The organism is Emticicia sp. C21 (assembly GCF_003418935.1).
Classification (GTDB): domain Bacteria; phylum Bacteroidota; class Bacteroidia; order Cytophagales; family Spirosomataceae; genus Emticicia.
On sequence record NZ_QVMT01000003.1, the window covers coordinates 487,314 to 506,515 of the forward strand.

Genomic DNA, 19,202 nt, shown 5'->3' on the forward strand with positions numbered 1-19,202 from the left:
GAAGAATTTAGTGATTGAGTGAATTAGTGATTGAGTGATTATGTAGGTAAACTGAAATCAAAAAGAATTTATCTCAATGAAATTGAACCAGATTTTTAATCACTCATTCACTCAATCGCTAAATCACTCAATTAATTAAATGTAATCATGCAAGAGCCATTTTTAAATAAGAATATCAGAGGATACATACTCACGCAGTGGTTAGGCTCGGGTGGGATGGGAGAGGTATATCAGGCACAACATCAAAGTACTCGTCAGACTGCTGCTGTAAAAGTATTGAACCGTATTGATCAGGTAGAAAGATTCCGGAATGAAGCCTATGTGCAATCGTCGGTGAAGCACCCCAATATTGCGGCACTCTACGAATATTCAGTCGAAAATGGGATTCCTTGCATTGTGATGGAATATGTAGAGGGGCTGACACTCGAAAGACTTATTAAAAGACAAGGCGCATTACCTGAAACCTTTGTCTGGAAGGTACTGGAACAAATGGCTGCAGCGGTAGCGCACCTACATGCCAATACGATTTTTCATCGGGATCTGAAACCTGCCAATATCAAAGTAACTAAAGAGAGTCTGGTCAAACTACTTGATTTCGGGATTGCCAAAGCCGCTTATACACCCAAACTCACGCAAGAGGGATATATCGTCGGAACATCCTATTACATGGCCCCGGAACAATTTCATGGCAAGGGCCATATACAGTCGGACTGTTGGGCGTTAGGGGTAATTCTCTATGAAATGTTAACCGGACAGTTGCCCTTTGATGGCAGGACAGAAACCGAAACCCGCATCAAAATAGAGCGTGGCGAGTACATGGCGCCCAATCTCATTAATCCGCATGTATCAAAAAAGAGCAAGCGGCTGATAGAGAAACTATTGCAGCATAACCCCAAAAAACGCATGACAGCCGAGGGTTTGTTGAGCGAATTGAGGGGGGAGAGTGATGGGAATAATCTATTTGGTAGGGTGAGTGATTGGGTTAGGAATGCGTTTTGAATATTGACTTTATATATAAGTATCAGCGACTGAAGTCGCCGTCTAAGATAACAAAGGAAATATCATCTTTCATATGCGGACTTAAGTCCGCATTCACTACTAAATTGTTCCTTTGTTATTTTAGCTACCGACTTTAGTCGGTGAAACGATGGCAGATGCATCCACCAAATATTATTTAACATCAATTCATTATAATCATCATCAAGATGTTTTGGAAAAAATGGTTATCAGGAGGCGAGCCTAAGCCTACAGAAGAACACTCCATCAAAGAAGAAGATTTGAGGGCGGTGGTGGTAACCGATGTAGGGCGCGTACGCACCAACAACGAAGATGCGGCCCGGTTTGTACGTCCGTCGAAAATTCTGGTGAGAATACAGAAAGGCTTCTTAGCCATTGTGGCAGATGGTATGGGTGGACACGCCGCCGGAGAAATTGCCTCGCAAATGGCTGTTGAAACCATTGCCAAAGCTTATTATCAACAAGAAGATACACCAGAGCCAAGTTTATTTGTGGCTTTTGCTAAAGCCAACAGGGCTATCTGGCAAACGGCAAATAAAAATGTGATGCAAAAAGGGATGGGTACTACGTGCACGGCTGTTGCCATTTGCCAGAACAGGCTGTATATGGCACATGTAGGCGACAGTCGTCTGTACCTGTTCAAAGATGGTCAGCTGATTCAGTTATCAACCGACCATACCTACGTGCAGGAACTGCTACAACAGGGGGTAATTTCGACAGATGAGGCCGAAAAACACCCTGACCGTAATATGCTGACAAGGGCGATGGGCACGCATAATAAAGTAGAAGTAGATGTACAGGCTATTTCGACCTTGTTTGAAAATAACGACAGGTTGATGCTTTGTAGTGACGGTCTCTACGACTATTTCAGCCCGGCTGAGATTGCCACTTTTCTAACGATTCCTACCCTGAATGAAGCGGCACAACAAATGGTAGATGCCGCCAAACAACGTGGAGGCCACGATAATATAACGGTGCTGTTGGTGGAGAAAGTGAACCCCGAGGAGTTTCAGCCCGCTAAACCTACCGAAAACATTGACATACCATGATAGGCCAGAAGATACAAAACTATAATGTAGAAGAGCTACTGGGCGAGGGGGGCATGGGAACCGTCTATCGGGCTACTGATACGCTTTTGCAACGCTCGGTGGCTGTCAAGATTCTGCATCCGCATCTGGTTCGTGATACGACTTTCTTTGAGCGTTTCCGTAACGAAGCTATCCTATCTGCCAAGCTCAATCATTCCAATGTCGCTGTTCTCTATAATTTTCTGAGAGACCGCAATGATAACTTCATGGTGATGGAGTTTGTAGATGGTATGACCTTAGAAAAACTACTGAAACAAAACGGAGGTCTACCCCTGGAATCAGTCTTGAAAATCATGATGCAAACTTTAGACGGCCTGCACCATGCCCACGAAAAAGGGATTCTGCACCGGGATATTAAGCCTGCCAACCTGATGCTCACCCGTGAGGGTATTGTGAAACTAATGGATTTTGGTATTGCCCGTATGGTAGGTTCTCAGAGATTGACGAGGGCAGATAGGATTGTAGGAACATTGGAGTATATGGCACCTGAATTATTAGATGGGAGCGAGCCAAGCGTACAATCAGATCTTTATGCCATTGGGATACTGATGTACGAATTGCTATCTGGCAAAATGCCTTTCGAAGCTTCAACTGATTCAACATTGATAACGCAGATTCTGACTAAAAAGCCAATTCCTTTGCGTACCCGCATAGGTAATCTGCCAAAAAAGGTGGAAGAGATTCTGGATACTTTACTTCAAAAGAAACCAGAAAGAAGATTTGAAAGTGCGGCTGATTTACGGCATATCCTCAGTACTATTGTAACACCGGGTAGAGTAGTGCCACAAACTTTGCAGCCGAAAAAAGTAGAGGTAAACATTGCCCCTACAGAAATGTACACCAAGGCCAATACCAACCCGACCCGACTGGCCGACCATCGGCAGCAAAGGGCATCGGGTTCAAATTCTACGGTGGTGCAGACGGTCAGATCCAGGATGCTGTCAACCGAGGGAATGATTCTGGGCGGAGCAGTTCTTGCGGCCTTGATGATTGTCATTGTGGGGGTATTCTTTATGTCTCCAAAAAAATCTGACAAGAATGAACAGGCTGAGAATTTTATACCAACTACAACTCTGGTGATACCCCAGCCTGTTGCTACTACTGATTCTCAAAAAGTCAGCAATAACGATGTAGGCTTTCAGCAACCCTTAGATAAAGTGTTGAATCCAATAGAAAAAAAGGAGACCAAGCCTAAAGAAACATTACCCATAGACAATAAAGAAAAGACTAAGGACAAAGAGAAAACCAAACAACCTATTGAAAAAAAGGAAGAAGAAAAGAAGAAAGAAGAGCCTAAACCGACACCATCAGAGCCTATTGCGAAGCAACCTGTTACAGAGCCTGTCAAAGAGCTCGAACCCGTACGGGAAGAGCCTAAAGCCAAAGTCACTCGCAATGTGACTGTCAGAGGCTTATCGGTAGCGGTGGTATTGGACGAAACCATATCTTCCAACGATCCGGGCATCAAGGGCAAGAGTATCAACCTGCGGGTTTTGAGTGATATACGGGTAGATGGAATTGTGGTGATTGCTGCAGGGGCAAGGGCTACTGCCAAAGTAACCAGTGCTCGCTCAAGTGATGCCGGAAAGTCATTCTTAGAGTTCAGACCCGAGCGGGTACAAGCGGTAAATGGCGATTGGGTATCGCTCAAAAGTCCTGAATTAGGTAAATCAGGGAGTTCTACTGAAGCGGTTGTTTTTACAAGGGGGATGCGCATCTTACCCGACCCTAAAACTGCCAACACTATCTTAACTATTACACTATAAACTTTTAAATCATAAACTTTATGAAAACTATCTTATTGAAAAAATACATAGCCTTTGTATGCATGTGTTCAATCATAAGCTTCTCCTCCCGGGCGCAGGATGCGCTCACGTTGCGTTCCAATACTGAGGGCTTCCATATCGGTCTGGGGGGCGGGTATAAACACTGGATTTCGTCTTATTTTAATCAATTAGACGAACTGGAGCCCACAGGTATCGGTGGCGGTCTTAATCTTGGCTTTGGCATCACGCAGCATATAGAACTGTTTGCTACACTCGATTACCATACCTTTAAATTTAAAAACGATTGGGACGACTACGGTATGACGATTGTAGGCGTAGGAACCCGTTATAATTTTGGAGGTACCCTACAAAAGGTAAGACCTTACGCTGAATTAGCCTATAATTATCAGTATCTGGTGGTTGATCCTGTACAACTGAATGGACAATTGTTTAAATATGAACTGAGTGGTGGTGCCCTCTCATTGGGTGGTGGAGTGAATTTCTTTGTCAGCCCAAGATTCGCCATTAATCTTAAAGCAGGAGCCAATTTAGGCAAATTCAATAGCTTTCTCTTAAACGAAAACGGCATAGAAGATCGCCCTGACGTAAAGACTTTTCAGTTTGGCATTGGGTTAAATTATTTTTTTAATTAGCAATGGCCTGCGTGGCACGCGTATACTCGTCCGCAAAAGCGCGTGTCACGCATAACTAGGGAGAATTCAGGTTTTACTAAAGCCAGTTGATACTACTACTTATACCTCCAGCTAAAGCAAGCGGACGCCGAGCAAAGGTAATTGAATAAATATCTTTTGCGTGGTAAAAAAACTCCTCTGCTAACTGTGCCACGCGCTTTCTCGGACGAGTATACGCGTGAAACAGTGACCTTAACTCAAAACCGAATCTGAAAAGCTGTCACCTTATCTTCATTCGTCTTTAAAGAATATTGAAAACCGTGATTTACCAAAACCTCACGGATAAGTGTCAGGCCGATGCCTTGTCCGTTTTCTTTAGTGGTGAAGAAAGGAGAGAAAATCTGTTGTTCTACTTCCGGTGAAATACCTAGTCCGTTATCTTCAATCACCAGTTGCTTTTTGGTAAAAGTAGTTTTGATATTGATTAAGCCATCCGGCGCAGAATCAGACTGGCGGAGTTTGCGTATTTCTATGGACTCAATCGAGTTTTTGATAATATTGATAATCACCTGCTCCAACTGATGTAAATCTGCCGAAATAAGAAAGGGCATTTCGGTAAGTTGTGTTTCAAGTCTGATGCCCAATGCTGAGGCTTTAAACTCCATTAATTGCACGACATTTCGTAGTAATTCGTTCAAATCTATTTTCTCGGGGCGAGGTTCGGGGAGACGAACCATGTCGGCAAAGTTCCGCATAAAATAGTTCAGGTGATCGTTCCGCTGAATGGCTATTTCGAGCGCATATTTAATATCTGAATCATGCTCCTGTAATTGAACTGTAGTATCCAGAATAGAATTAACTGAGCCGATGGAGTTGTTTACTTCATGCGCCATCATCCGTATTACCTTGCCATAGGCTTTCTTTTCCGCTTGCAGAATCTCGGCTGTTAGTTCTTCTATCATCACAAAATATCTTGGGAAACCTCTGTCGATAAAATGTGATTTCTGGCATTTATAGGTCTGTATACCGTTAAGGGAAATAGTTTTAGATTCACCTGTTTTCAGGGTGCTGATGGCTTGCAGCAATACTTTGTCAAAATCAAAAATAGACTTTCCAATAAGTTCTCTCGCCTCTAAGCCTAGTATCTCAGAAACCTTTGGATTGATATTAGCAATATTATCATCAAAATCCAGAATCAGGATTCCGGTAGGGGAGGTTTGGACTAGTTTTTCGAGGAAATAATGTTGTTGCTCCTGTTGAGTGCGTTCATGTCGGAGTTGTTCGACCATACCATTGTAGACATCAATCAGCATATCCATTTCAATCTTGCCTACTTTCAGAAACTTCACGCTGAAATCCTTATCACGCATGGCATCAATGCCCGTCATGAGTAATCGGATGGGAGCAATCAAATCATTATACAATTGCCAGGCGATGAATATCGAGATTAATACAAAAACCTCTGAAATGATGAAAACGACCTTATTATCCTGAAAAATATAGAAAGAAAGGCCAATCATTACCGAGTGAATGACCACCATGAAAAGCAAAAACTTAGTCCGGATCTTCATCATGCGGGATATTATATTTCTCCAATCTACGATATAAAGCACTGCGTGTCAAGCCCAGTGCTTTGGCTACTGTCATTACCTTGCCTTTATGAAACTCTAATGCCCGGCGTATCATCTGCACTTCCATTTCTTCTAACGTCATGGTACCCACTTCCGGCAATGCTACCGAACTAGGTTTGCGGGCTGTTGGCTGCCATTGTGCCTGAAAATCGGTTAGTTCTAAAGTATCATGATTGCTCACCAGAATTGTGCGTTCAACCAGATTTTTTAATTGTCGGATATTGCCCGGCAAAGGCAGTTGTTTAAGCCACTTCATGGCTTCCTGTGTCACCCGAAGATTCGGACGGCTATATATTTCACGTAGGTTTTGCACAAAGAAATTAACCAGTAAAGGAATATCGTTCGGACGTTTGCGTAGGGGTGGGAGATTAATCGTAATCAGGTTAATACGATACAGCAAATCTTCTCTGAACGAGTTTTTCTGTACGCTTTCTTCCAGGTTTTTATTGGTGGCACAAACCACCCGAACATCTAACGTTTTGGTGCGGCTACTGCCTAATACTTCATAGGTGCGGTCTTGCAAGACGCGCAATAGTTTCACTTGACTGCTCAAATCCAGATCCCCGATTTCATCCAGAAAAATAGTGCCTTTATTGGCCATTTCAAAGCGGCCGACACGGTCAAAGCGGGCATCAGTGAATGCTCCGCGGACATGTCCGAACATCTCTGATTCAAATAAACTGGTTGAAATTCCACCTAAATTTACTTTTACAAAAGGCTTCCTGTTTCGCTGACTATTCTGGTGGATGGCTTCGGCAATGAGTTCTTTACCTGTGCCGCTTTCGCCCATAATCAGTACTGAGGCATCGGTAGAGGCTACCCGACCTATGGTTTCCAGTATCTTCAAAAACTCGGCATCTTCACCAATTAACTGACTGAAATTGTATTGGGCATCCAGTTTCTTGCGTGTCAGTGTCAGGGTTTTCTTTTCTGATAAATCCAGTATGGTGCGGATAGATTGCATCAGGTGGGCATTTTGCCAGGGTTTATTGATGAAATCACTGGCCCCTAATTTCATGCCTTTCACGGCTAAATCGATGGTAGCCCAACCAGTAATCAATATGACAGGGATACTATTATTGATTTTCTTGATTTTTTCTAATAAACTCAACCCGTCGTTGCCCGAGGTATCGTTCGAAAAATTCATATCCAGAATAACCAAATCAGGTACTTCCAGTTGTAAAAACGACAAAGCCTCCTGCTGCGAACCCACAGCAACAAAATCGAAACCCTCTTTTTTCATTAAGAGAGAGAGGGAGGTGCGCACGGCTATGTCATCGTCAATGATTAAGAGCATGGGGCAGAGGGCATGGGGCAGGGGGTAAGGGCAGGGAGCAAAGGGAATGGGGTGAAGCGTGTAGTTATGGCAAAGGGCACAATTTATTTCCTTTGTACCCATAACTACATGCTTTAAGCAAGTCACCCATTGCCCTCTGCTCCATGCCCTCTACTCCCTTACCCGCGCAATGTTTTTTGGAAATTGGTTATTTTTCTACTTAAAACTTCTAATTCTTCAAATAATTGATTTTTTATTGATTCATCAATTAAATTCCTTCTCAATAAAATGATAAGGATATTGGCACTTTCAAAACAGGAGCGTCGAGCATAATTTAAGAATAATATAAATTCTTTGTCAGAAAATGAGCCAGAACCTTCAGCAATATTATTCGATATGCTCATGCCACAGCCCCTTAATTGCTCAGCAAAACGGAAAAGTTTTTTGCCCTCTAAAGCATCAGAAATATTAAACAGATGGTCTCCGACTTCAATGGCGGTCTTCCATATTTCTAAATCTTCAAAGCGAAACTTTCGTTTTGTCATGGTATTAAGGGTAAAGGGATTAGGCGCTTGCTTTTGGCAAATATAGGTAAAATTTGCATGGGGCAAAGGGCATGGAGCCTGGGGTTTTGGGTAGAGGGCTGGTTGCCATGATTGTGTAATGTTGTAAACCCTCTGCACCCTTTCCTTTGCTCAATACCCTTGGCTCTCTGCGCCATGCCCTAAAGTTAACCCTATGCCCTCTGCTCCATGCCCCCTGCCTGATCACTCCTCATGCAAAGCCACAGCAGGATAAATCTCCGAAGCCTGTTTGCTAGGAAACAATGCACAGGCAATTACAAGGATATAAATTGAAATTATCGCCAGCACAATCCCAACTATATAAACAAATGCCTCTAAATCGAAGACATTCAGCAAAGGGAATTGGATGGCAAAAAAGAGGCCTAAAATAATCCCAAAGGTTGTAATTACAGCAGTTTCCCCTACAAAATGCCACAGAATATGGCTTTTGGTGGCACCAATGGCTCTGCGTACGCCAATCTCCTGCTTGCGGCGACTGATGGTCTGAAACAATACTCCGAAAAGCCCTAAAGCCACATTGAAAATCAGGAAGCTGCAAACTATCAGCAATATCAGAATGGGTACCCAGATAATACGGTTTTTGTTGGCTTTCATATTATCTAAATGCTGAATCTCCACCGACCAGTCTTTGCCTAATTGCACAATTGCCTTTGATACCAGCGCTTCTGTCTCTACAGTAGTTCCCGGTTTTACTCTTACAAGCATATCTGTTTGCCAACCACCAAGAGGCTCTAGCATACAAGCCGATTCTGCCTGGAAGTCGTTTTCAAATTTAAAATGACTTAGCACGCCTATTATCTGCTTTCTGTCGTCTTTCTCGCCAATTATTTTCCCCAAAGCATTATCGTTACCAAATAAATCCTCTTTCATCTTTTGGGTGATAACAATGGGTTTGATTTTATTGACTTTGTCGCCTTCGGTAAACCAGCGGCCTTCTGCCAATTTCATTTTCAGCACGTCTGGATAAGTCGGGTCGACACTCATGAATTCAGGATGCGTATGCTTTCCATTGTAAGTCATATCGCTGTTAGATGAACTAAAACTATAGGGCATGTTGCTCGAAGTAAATGCTGAGGCTTCTATTTCAGGAAAACTCTTGAGTTTTTGTCTGACTAAATCACGGTAAATCGTTTTCAGACTGTCGTTATCCGTATTGAAATCAATAAAAACTGCCCATACGTTTTGGTGTTCTATGCCCGATGGTTTTGAGTAATTGCGATAATTGTAAAAACTCAATGTCCAGACGGCAAATAATATCAGAAAGGATACAAAGATTTCGAGCATCATCAGAAAGTTGCTCTTTTTCTTCTTCCATATTAGTTTAAAAAGATGTTTTAACATAATAGTAAATGAATAAAGTGTGATTGATTAACCTGAACTTATTCGCCCCCTCTTAAAGCAGTAACTACTTGCAAACGAGACATACGCCAGGCCGGATAAACCCCGGATAATAGCCCGAATACCAGACTCACTAAAATGGCTATCACAAAAACTTTCCAGTTGATGGCCAGGTCGGCGTAGTTAATCATTCCACTGCTATTGATAAAGTAAATAACCCCAACTGAAAGAATAAGCGCAATAAAACCTCCGATCAGCGTAAGAATGATATTTTCGGTGATAAACTGGTAAGTGAGCACTTTTGATGATGCTCCGAATGCCTTGCGGATGCCGATTTCGGAGGCGCGTTCCATGATACGGCTGATGTTGACATTGACCAGATTAATGGCAGGTAAAGACATGAAAAGCAAGGCTATCCCTACAAGAGCCATATACAGATATGCCTTTTTGGTATCACCGTCAGAACTCGTAAACTGGCTCAGGAATGAACCTACGTAGGTATCAGCAGTAGACTCTAATTTGTTGGGTTTGAACCACTTGTCTTCGCTTGTGATGGGTACTTTACGCATGATTGACTCATATTCGGCCTTGATTTTTGAAAAATCCTCCGGACCTTTAGCCAATAAGAATGCCATATAACTGCCATTCAGGTTTTTCTTAGTCTGGTCTCTTTTAGAGGTATTATAAGGCAGATACACGTCTGATGCCACATATATACGGGTAACAGGACATCCACGCACCACACCAATGATGCGGTAAGTGAGGTTATCCAACTCCATCGTTTTACCTACTGCCGATACTCCTTTGCCAAAATATTTGTCACGGGTATCATCGTTGATAACCATTACGAAATCATTATTGTCGATATTTTGCTTGTTAAACGGCTTGCCCTCCAGGAAATCAAAACTGGTGATATTCCAGAAATTGGCATCGGTATATTTATACATCAGTTTTATTTTATTCTGATTGGCGTAGGCATTAACCGTGTTCGGATATGAGGCAAAGCCTATCATTTCGGGTGTTGACATTTTCAGGACAAAGTTCTCAAGGAAGTACATACTTACAGGACCGCTACTTTGCCCGTTTTGTGTAGTATCTCGTTGTACCATTCTTTCGATATATAAAGAGCGGTCTCTATTAATTTCCGGGTATCCTGCCGAAACAAGATGGTCAATAAAAGACGTAATGACTACCAGCACCAATAAGGTAAAACTGATGCCGAAGAGACTGATAAACGTGAAGAACTTTCTACGTTTCAGTACGGCAAATGTTATTTTTAGATAATTCTTAAGCATGAGAGAGAAATTTATTTAGTGATTGAGTGAATTAGTGATTTAGTGATTGTTTTAATTTTTGCCACTATGTACACAAAGGACACCAAGTGACACAATTAAAAAGTGAAGTTGTGAAGTAATAATCACTCATTCACTCAATCGCTAAATCGCTCAATTTTTACATTACCTGCGTTCCATCAAAGAGTCTTACTAAACGATTGGTTTTCTTGGCCATGTTTTCGTCATGAGTTACCATTACAATGGTGGTGCCGTCGTTTTTGTTGAGGCCAATCAGAATATCCATGATTTCATTACCCATGGCACTATCCAGGTTTCCTGTCGGCTCATCTGCCAGGATGATTTCCGGGCGGCCCACAATGGCACGGGCAATGGCTACTCGCTGTTTTTGTCCACCTGATAATTGGGTAGGGTAGTGCTTCATCCTATTACTTAAACCTACTTTCTGTAGGGCTTCTGTTGCCAGTTGCGTACGTTCGCTGGCTGATGAGTTGCGATAGAGTAGGGGCAACTCTACGTTATCCAAAACAGGTAAATCGTTAATGAGATGATAACTCTGGAAGATAAAACCCAACTTCTGATTGCGGAAACTAGCCAGTTTTTTGTCAGAGAAATCTCTGATGGTCTCATTATCGACCGAAATCTCTCCTTTTGAGGGTTCGTCTAACAAACCCATGATGTTGAGCAGCGTACTTTTACCACAGCCCGACGGCCCCATAATAGACAGGAATTCTCCTTTACCAACCTCAAGGTTAATCTCATTCAGGGCGAGGGTTTCGATGGTACTGGTACGATAAACTTTTTCGATGTTCTTTAACTTAATCATAATATTTGCTGGTTTAATGTGATTATTTAGATTTATGGGTATGGAGTGATTTAGTGAATGAGTGAGTTAGTGATTATATTATTTAGTTTATTTTAATTAATCACTCAATCACTAACTCACTCATTCACTAAATTCTTTAATTCTCCACCGCTATCTTCCTGTTCTTTTCAAAATCATACAACGTCAGATACCGAAGTTCATAGTGCGTTTTCCAGTAATCCTGTAGGGCGTTGATATAATCGCGTTTGGCCTGGTCTTTTTCCTGGAAAGCAATACTTAAATCGGTGATGCTCAGGTTGCCCAGCACGTAGCGGTCTTGGGCAATCTGATATTTTTCAGAGGCAATGCTATCGGCCTGAGAGGTCAGACTCAACTGATTTCTCAACATTTCAAAAAGCGTTACCTGTGTATAAATCTCCTGTCTGAATGTCTGTTTTAATTGTTCCACGGTGTATTCAGTCAGTTTTTTCTGTGCTTCGGCTGTTTTGGTTCTTGATTTCGAGCGACCCCAGTCCAGAATCGGAATATCCAACTGCAATTGTATCGATTCCTGACTTTGTGGTTTTTTGTAGAGTTCCGGAATCCTCAAGCCTGTATTTGAGAAACCTAAACTAGCCGTTAAAGTCATATTTAAACCATTATCGCCAATGGCTTTAGAAACCACACGGTCAGCCTCCAGAAGCAGGCGGCGGAACGAAATAGCATCCGAGCGATTTTCAAAGGCCTGCTCCAAAGCTATCTGATTAGAGATGGGAATGGCAGTAATTCCGTCAGGCACAACTAATTCTAATCGGGTATCTGTCTGCAAACCTATATAAGCTTTCAGGTTCAGCGTAGCAATTTCTAAATCTCTTTTCGCAGTAGCAATGGCCTTTTGCGCTTTCAGTGATTCGAGTTGTAATTGCAGGATTTCGTTACGGGTCGTTTTGCCAATGTCGTATTTTTCGTTGGCTATCTTTACGATGGTCTGCGTATTGCTGAGGTTGGTTTCTGCAATCTGCAGATTCACTTGTGCCAATAGCAGATTGAAGAAATATTCAGTCGATTTTACCGCAATTTTCTCTAACGATTCAATAAAAACCTGCCGACTCTCGTCATATTTCAAAGGTTCAATCTTTTTATCCCATTTCATCGGATTGAATCTGAAAAACGGTTGTGAATATCCCACCGCAAAAGGCGTACTGTTGTAAAGTGTGTTTTTACGTGCAAAATCATCAAAACGCTGCAATTCAGTGGTGGCATAGATTTGTCCGCCCGTTTGCATGACCGATTGACTTAAAGATAAATTCAACGACGAATTATTATAGCGAACTGGCTGAAACTGAATGGTACCATCGGGTTGCACTACCTGAATGAACGACCGTGTAAAGGCAGGCAGATTTCCATTTAATGTCAACTGAGGTTTATAGTTCGACTGAAACGTGCGCCACTCCCAATACTTGGTTTCTTTGGTGGTAGCCGCTTGCCGTGCTGCAATTGACTGACCTTTGGCCATTTCTACCACTTCGGGCAGGGTGAGCTTCGTCACTCCCTGTGCCTGCGAGGTGTAGGTATGGGTTAGTAAGTATGTGATTAATATGTAAATTAGCTGTTTCATAATGGGTAATCGCGAATTAGTGAATTGTGAATTAGCGAATGATTACTTAATTTCTAATTCTTTGGTGTTTTTGTATTCGCTCAGGTCTGAAATAATAACTGTTTCTCCGGGTTTGACCCCTTCTGTGATTTCTACGTAATCAAAGTTGGAAAGACCTAATTTCACTGTGCGTTTCTCGGCTTTGCCGTCTTTTCTGAGTACGAATACATCTTGCACGGTGGCGCCTTTGAATGCCGGGCCGTTGGCTACCCGAACTACATTCTGTTGGGCTGCCGTAATGAGGAATACCTCTACTTTTAGTTTTGGGCGAAGCAAGCCGGTACTTTTGCTATCCAGTGCCACATCAAAACTCAGAATATTGTTTTGTACCGATGGCTGGATATTGGTCAGGCTACCGCGCAATTGGGTATTGTTGATGCGGATAATGACAGGCATCCCGATTTTCACCTGGTCAGCATAATTATCAGAGATAGCACCGATAATTTTGAAGCTACCCAAATCGGCCAGACGAGCCAGGATTTCGCCCTCTGATACCTTAGAACCCAGATTTTTGTTGACATAGGTGAGTACGCCTGGACGGCTGGCGATGATATTAGCCTTTTGCAATTTGCTTTGGTACTCCATCAATTGTTTTTCCTGAATCTGAGCTGATAGTTCTGAATCCTTAATATCAGCACGCATCGTTTGCTGCTTGATTCTGATGTCGTTTTCAAGCTGTTTTTTCTCCAGTTCGGCTATGCGGAGGTTCATTTCTGCCGTTTCGATGGCCTCACGGGTACCACCTCCGGCTTTTTGCAGGCGTTTGGCATTTTCAACATCTGCTTTCAGGCTTGTGATTTTCATAGCCTTGATAGAGTCATCGATTTTCAGGTCGTAGAAACTTTTGTCGAGGTCGAGGCGTAGTTTTACAATCTTGTTTTTCTTCAGGTCTACCTCATCTTTTTCTTTGTCGAAGGTCAGTTGGGTAGCTTCTTTATCCAGTTCCAGAATTTTTTCTCCGGCTTTTACCTGCGTTCCGGCATCTAATAGCACCTGCTGAATTACGGCTATGATAGGGCTGGTAATTACCTGCTCAAACTCAGGTTGTACCTCACCCGAAGCTGTGAGTGTATTTTCTACATCCCCCATTTCGGCCACAGCCATTCTGATTTCAGATTTGCTGATAGAAGACGAGAGTGTGTTTCTTACTAACCAGACAATTAGCGCAACCACCACCAGTGCCGCTACACCAATCAACCAGTTTTTACTTTTCTGTTTCCGGACCTCAGTTATTGAGAGTTCTTTGTCCATAGCTTTTTTATAATTTTGTATATGTGTTGAGGCTTATTGCATCTGTTCATTTTTGAACAAATACAATATAAGTCCTCCAATCAACGTGCCAATTAGTAATTGATTGATAATAAGTGTTTTATGTGATTTTTGGATTTGAAAAAGTGTCCGATAATGGGACGGGGTGTGCGGTTTTGGGATGATGATTTAAATAGTTTTTACCAAAACTGATATTCATCTGAAAAATAACAAATTGCAGACCGAACTAACGGAAGATAGGTTCAATATTTAAGATAGTAAAGAGATATTAATTTATAGCCATATTCTTTTATTTAGTAATTTAGCAGATATTTAAACCACCCTAGAAAATACCCTATGGAAATAAAACAAGGAGTCATTGCGCTTCTTTCCAGTAAATATTCTGCGTTTTTTATTACCAGCATGCTATTTTTGCTATTCTCTATGCCCACTAAGGGAATTGTCAAAGGTATGGTTAGTAGTGGTGTGAAAGTAAATGGTTATCTCGATAAAATGGCGCATTTTGTGGCATTTGCAACATGGTCTTTCTGCTGGCAATTTGTCTTTAAAGATTACTTACAAACCTTTTTGATAGGCATTGTCTATGGTATTCTGCTGGAAGTATGGCAAGATAAATTACCCGGAAAATACAGAAGAACTTTCAGCTGGTATGATGGCCTGGCAGATGGCCTAGGCGTAATAATGGGATTACTCACATATTATATTATTCAGCTATTCTGAGGAAACAATTTTCAGCTCTCTGTATTTTTGTACCTGGCTGCTACTTTAGTAAAATCTAAAGAAGAAGTATCAACAGGATTGTTATTTAGGCCTAAATGAAAAAGTTGAGGTAGACCTATAAGCATAGAGACCTGATTTTTATCATTAATATAATTGGAACCAAGAGATACAGACTTTAATTGAGTTAGATTTTGCAGTGAATTAGTATCCTGAATTTGATTATTGTTAAGAAATAAAGTCTGCAATTGCGTCAAATTTTGTAAAGGATTAATATCCTGAATTTGGTTGTAATCAAGGAATAGAAACTGTAATTGTTTCATATTTTGCAGAGAACTAATATCCTGAATTTGATTCTCGCTAATATGTAAGTGCTGCATTTGGGTCATATTTTTCAGGGAACCGATATCCTGAATTTGATTTTTAGCAAGGGTTAAATGCCATAGTTGCGTCAGATTTCGTAAAAAGTTAATATCCTGAATCTGGTTACCATAAAGGTTCAGTACTCTCAAATGAATCAAATTTTGTAATGAGCTTATATCCTGAATTTTATTGCTACCAAGGTGTAAGGTTCGTAATTGCCTTAAGTTTTCTATAGGAGATATATCCTGAATTTGATTGTCCCTAAGATTTAAAAACCGTAATCTGGTAAGGCTCCCAACAGGGCTTATATTATAAATTTTGCTATAGTAAATTTCCAGATTCTCCAACCTGATCAGGTGTTGCAAAAAACTAATCTCATTTATTCCAGTAAAACTAATATCTAACGTCTGTAATTGGGCCATATCCTGCAAGAAGCGACTATCTTGAATGGAAGGATTTTCACTAATATTTAATGAGTGTAAATGTGTTAGATATTTTAAAAAACTAATTTCAATTATACTACAAGCGTTAAGATATACAGCTTCTAATTGAGGCAGTTTCTGTAAGGCTGATAATTCACTGCCCTGAAATTGATTTAGCTCTCCACTATTAGTCGATTCAATAATTTCATAAGGTTCATATTTAGCATAGGCCCATCCCAGATTTAATTCTTTTAACCAAACACACTCCAGTAATTTTTCTGGTAGCTCATTTTCTAAGCTACAACGCCCTAAATCCAAAAAAGTGTTTTTCGTTTTTTTATTCTCTTCAATCAATTGTAAAGCTAATTCAGACATAGAAAAATTGGATGTGTAGGTATTAGGTAAAAGTTCTTTTCCAAAAATAGAAAATTTAATCCTACTTTACAGTGTAGTAAATAAAAAAGCAGTCATAGACCTTTATTCTATGACTGCTTATATTATGTTTTGGGTACTGACTACTCACATCCCCTAATCTCAGCCTTAAAAGTACTATACTTTTCGGCCACAAAACCTGGTTTCAGGAGGATGGAACGGCCTGCTTCAAAGGAGACATTAGGAGCAGGGGTATAATCTGGGTCGCCTATTTTTCTGGATGATTCAAGGGCTAGAATGGCTTTCATCCGTTCTACTCCCGTAGATACATTGTTGGTCACTACTACATTTGTATTGGCTACTACTACGTCCACATTTGTCATTCCGCCTGTGCTGCAATTGATAATATAAGAAGTAGTAACACTAGGGCTTACTTTTATGTAGGTTCCGGTATGAGTTGAGTTGCCGTTCATCCAGGTAACAGTGCCACTACAGCCGCTGGCGGTGAGCATGACAGTGGTATTGGGGCAAATAACAGGTTTTTCGGGAGTAATTGTGATAAAATTCTGTCCGTTACAGTTAGCACCCTGAAGAATAGTAATACTCGCTTCATTGCTTCTACAACCGAATGCCGATTCGCTCCAGCCTTTATAAATACCGGGCTCGGTTATCATTCTTATATTTTTATTACTGCTGGTTACCCGGTTATTCTGTGTGGGTGTGCTCCAATAAAAAGAATCGGCAGCATTGGCAGATTCTCCGGTTATCAGGGTTGAACCACCTTTACAAATAGCCGGATTATTCGTAGTAATACCGGGAGGTGCAGGCTTTGGGTTCACAATAATATTGAATGCATCCGAAGAGTCGCTGGGGCAGCTATTCTCCTTTACTAAAACCTGATAACTGGTATTAGCCGTAGGCGAAACATCGACAGAAAAACCTGTTGCGCCATTTGACCAGTAATAAGTGCCATTGGCATTGGTAGTAGTGGCAATAAGCCTGATACTCTCTCCGCTACAGATGGTTGTAATCCCCGAAATACGAGGTTTGACAGGTTTAGGCTTCACCAGTAATTGGGTACTGGCTACTCTCACACTCGTACAACCTCCGGTTTCGCAGGCAGCATAATAGGTGGTAGTTACTAATGGATTATGAACCAGATTATTACCTGAGCCAATGCTTGTTCCACCAGAGGCTTCTGTATACCATTTAAGCGTGCCTGCTGTAAAATTGGCTGAAAGTGACACCGGACTGCCCCCGCAAACTTCTGTTTTATCTATTACTACATTGCTTGGTACTGAGGGATGGTTATTCACTACTACTTCATCGGTGCGTACGCGTTCGCTTACACAGATGTCATTTTCGCAGGAAGCAAAGTAGGTATTGGTTGAATCGGGGACGAAACTAATCGAATTACCTCTACCCACATAGGTACGCCCACCAACCGGATAAGAATACCAGGTAGCTGTGCCAATAGAACAACTAGCAGTTAATGTAACACTTTCGCCCTTGCAAATGCTGGTTTTATTAGCCATTACATAGGTGGGAAGCTCAGGTTGAGAAATCACTTCTACCGGACTGGTAGGTACTCTAGGGCTCTCACACATCTGGTTAACACATACACAATAATAGGTAGTAGTTGCTTCCGGCGATTGGGTGCCACCGTCCAATACTGTTCCGCCGATAGGGGAGTCGTACCATGTTGATGCCCCTGTCGAGCATACACCCGACATATTTACCACAGCTCTGCTACAAACCTTTAGTCTGTCGGCAAATACTTGGGTGGGTTGGTCGGGCACATCGAGTACCATTACCGAGTCTGTGGCTACTCTGTTTGTAACGCATGTGCCATTACTACAAGCGGCAAAATATCGGGTATCCTGCGAGGGAATGATATTGAAACTATTGCCATAGCCCATACTATCTGCTTCAGATTCGGTCAGATACCAGACTAAAGTACCATCAGTACATGCACCTGTTAAAGTAACCTCACTACCCCGGCAGACTTTTGTTTTGTTGATATGCACATTGATGGGCATATTGGGTTTAGCCAGTATCACTACCTCATGTGTTGCCACCCGGCTACTTGTCTGAAAGTCGTGGTCGCAGGCGGCATAATAGGTTTCGTTGGTTATGGGAGCGATATTCAGCACTGCGCCTGTGCCGATGATTTCTGTTCCGGTAGCTGAGTTATACCATACTACTGTTCCGACATAGCAAGTGGCGTGTAAATCTACGCTATCGCCACCACAAACCCTGTCAGAACCTGCATAGACATACATGGGGGCATCCAAAGCACGTTTTTTAGTGTTAACTTTTTGAACACCTTTGGTAATCGGATTACCTGCCAAAGCGGGCTCAATACCACTTGGAACTGCAAAGGCTTCCGGCTTTAGTTTCTCATCAACCGATAAGAAGGACTCAGTTTTGCTGGTATATAAAGTTGAAGTAGGGGATAGGCCTATGGGTGTATCCTGAACAATGTTGGTATATTGTGCAAAGGTCAGACTAGCTGTTAGGAAGCTTAAAATCAGCATTGCGCAATTTTTAAAAGTAGAGTTATACTTCATTTGCGTGTATTTTAGTTTTTCTAAAAAGGAAGATTTATATCAAAAACTTTAGATAGACCTATGCTGGCACAAAGCCGGAATCAGGTTTCTCTAAGGCAAAAAATCTGTTTTGTGTTAATTCTTATTGGGCGTAAACTTTGGCAGAAAACTGCTTATAGCATGAGAATATACCTAATGTGCCAGGCTGAAACGCGCAGCAGCCATTCAGTAGTTCTTTCAGGAGAGGTACTTAGGGAAAATTGGTGAGACAGTAAAAGCTGTATATTAGACTAAAACTATTTTTGAGTTGGTTTGTTTTGGGGAATAAGGAATTATTCTACTAAAATTTTAATAGATTGATTAATTGGCATTGATACAGGTTAGGCAGGTACAGATTATTTTTCAAGAATAGCTAATTCATTGA

At 41.6% G+C, this 19,202-nt stretch carries 15 protein-coding genes; 5 read left to right on the forward strand and 10 right to left on the reverse strand.

What is annotated here, in order from left to right:
* The first annotated feature begins 147 nt into the window (after positions 1-147).
* The 4 genes from D0T08_RS09775 to D0T08_RS09790 all read left to right on the forward strand — a co-directional run bounded on the left by D0T08_RS09775 (position 148) and on the right by D0T08_RS09790 (position 4,524).
* A complete protein-coding gene (locus D0T08_RS09775; RefSeq protein WP_116982434.1) occupies positions 148-999 on the forward strand; it encodes a serine/threonine-protein kinase in 852 nt (283 codons plus the stop codon).
* 206 nt (positions 1,000-1,205) lie between these two features.
* Entirely contained in the window at positions 1,206-2,066 is an 861-nt protein-coding gene (locus D0T08_RS09780) for a Stp1/IreP family PP2C-type Ser/Thr phosphatase (RefSeq protein WP_116982435.1), read from the forward strand.
* Complete coding sequence (locus D0T08_RS09785) at positions 2,063-3,871, forward strand: serine/threonine-protein kinase (protein WP_116982436.1); 1,809 nt, start codon at positions 2,063-2,065, stop codon at positions 3,869-3,871. Before D0T08_RS09780 ends, D0T08_RS09785 begins: the two co-directional genes overlap by 4 nt.
* A gap of 20 nt (positions 3,872-3,891) precedes the next feature.
* Entirely contained in the window at positions 3,892-4,524 is a 633-nt protein-coding gene (locus D0T08_RS09790) for an outer membrane beta-barrel protein (RefSeq protein ID WP_116982437.1), read from the forward strand.
* A 236-nt stretch (positions 4,525-4,760) separates the two neighbouring features.
* On the opposite strand, the gene D0T08_RS09795 is transcribed toward D0T08_RS09790, so the two are convergent.
* From D0T08_RS09795 to D0T08_RS09830, 8 genes are all read right to left on the reverse strand, one after another.
* On the reverse strand, positions 4,761-6,077 hold the full coding sequence (locus D0T08_RS09795) for a PAS domain-containing sensor histidine kinase (protein ID WP_229238932.1): 1,317 nt from the start codon (positions 6,075-6,077) through the stop codon (positions 4,761-4,763).
* Complete coding sequence (locus D0T08_RS09800) at positions 6,058-7,431, reverse strand: sigma-54 dependent transcriptional regulator (RefSeq protein WP_116982438.1); 1,374 nt, start codon at positions 7,429-7,431, stop codon at positions 6,058-6,060. The genes D0T08_RS09795 and D0T08_RS09800 overlap by 20 nt, the downstream gene beginning before the upstream one ends.
* A 158-nt stretch (positions 7,432-7,589) precedes the next feature.
* On the reverse strand, positions 7,590-7,955 hold the full coding sequence (locus D0T08_RS09805) for a four helix bundle protein (protein ID WP_116982439.1): 366 nt from the start codon (positions 7,953-7,955) through the stop codon (positions 7,590-7,592).
* A gap of 222 nt (positions 7,956-8,177) precedes the next feature.
* Positions 8,178-9,335 carry an ABC transporter permease gene (locus tag D0T08_RS09810; protein WP_116982440.1) on the reverse strand — a complete coding sequence of 386 codons (1,158 nt, stop codon included), beginning with the start codon at positions 9,333-9,335 and terminating at the stop codon, positions 8,178-8,180.
* A gap of 38 nt (positions 9,336-9,373) precedes the next feature.
* A complete protein-coding gene (locus D0T08_RS09815) occupies positions 9,374-10,627 on the reverse strand; it encodes an ABC transporter permease (protein WP_116982441.1) in 1,254 nt (417 codons plus the stop codon).
* 157 nt (positions 10,628-10,784) lie between these two features.
* Entirely contained in the window at positions 10,785-11,450 is a 666-nt protein-coding gene (locus D0T08_RS09820; protein ID WP_116982442.1) for an ABC transporter ATP-binding protein, read from the reverse strand.
* A 136-nt stretch (positions 11,451-11,586) separates the two neighbouring features.
* A complete protein-coding gene (locus D0T08_RS09825; protein ID WP_116982443.1) occupies positions 11,587-13,047 on the reverse strand; it encodes a TolC family protein in 1,461 nt (486 codons plus the stop codon).
* Positions 13,048-13,089: 42 nt separating this feature from the next.
* A complete protein-coding gene (locus D0T08_RS09830; RefSeq protein ID WP_116982444.1) occupies positions 13,090-14,337 on the reverse strand; it encodes an efflux RND transporter periplasmic adaptor subunit in 1,248 nt (415 codons plus the stop codon).
* Positions 14,338-14,691: 354 nt separating this feature from the next.
* Between D0T08_RS09830 and D0T08_RS09835 the strand changes: the two genes are divergently transcribed.
* Positions 14,692-15,075, forward strand: coding sequence for a VanZ family protein (locus D0T08_RS09835; RefSeq protein WP_116982445.1), 384 nt, complete (start codon positions 14,692-14,694; stop codon positions 15,073-15,075).
* Between the two features lie 11 nt (positions 15,076-15,086).
* On the opposite strand, the gene D0T08_RS09840 is transcribed toward D0T08_RS09835, so the two are convergent.
* Together D0T08_RS09840 and D0T08_RS09845 are read right to left on the reverse strand one after the other, a co-directional pair.
* The gene (locus tag D0T08_RS09840) at positions 15,087-16,232 is read right to left on the reverse strand and encodes a leucine-rich repeat domain-containing protein (protein WP_116982446.1); all 1,146 of its coding nucleotides are present in this window, start codon (positions 16,230-16,232) and stop codon (positions 15,087-15,089) included.
* Between the two features lie 140 nt (positions 16,233-16,372).
* On the reverse strand, positions 16,373-18,799 hold the full coding sequence (locus tag D0T08_RS09845; RefSeq protein WP_147322743.1) for a 3-coathanger stack domain-containing protein: 2,427 nt from the start codon (positions 18,797-18,799) through the stop codon (positions 16,373-16,375).
* Positions 18,800-19,202: the final 403 nt, after the last annotated feature.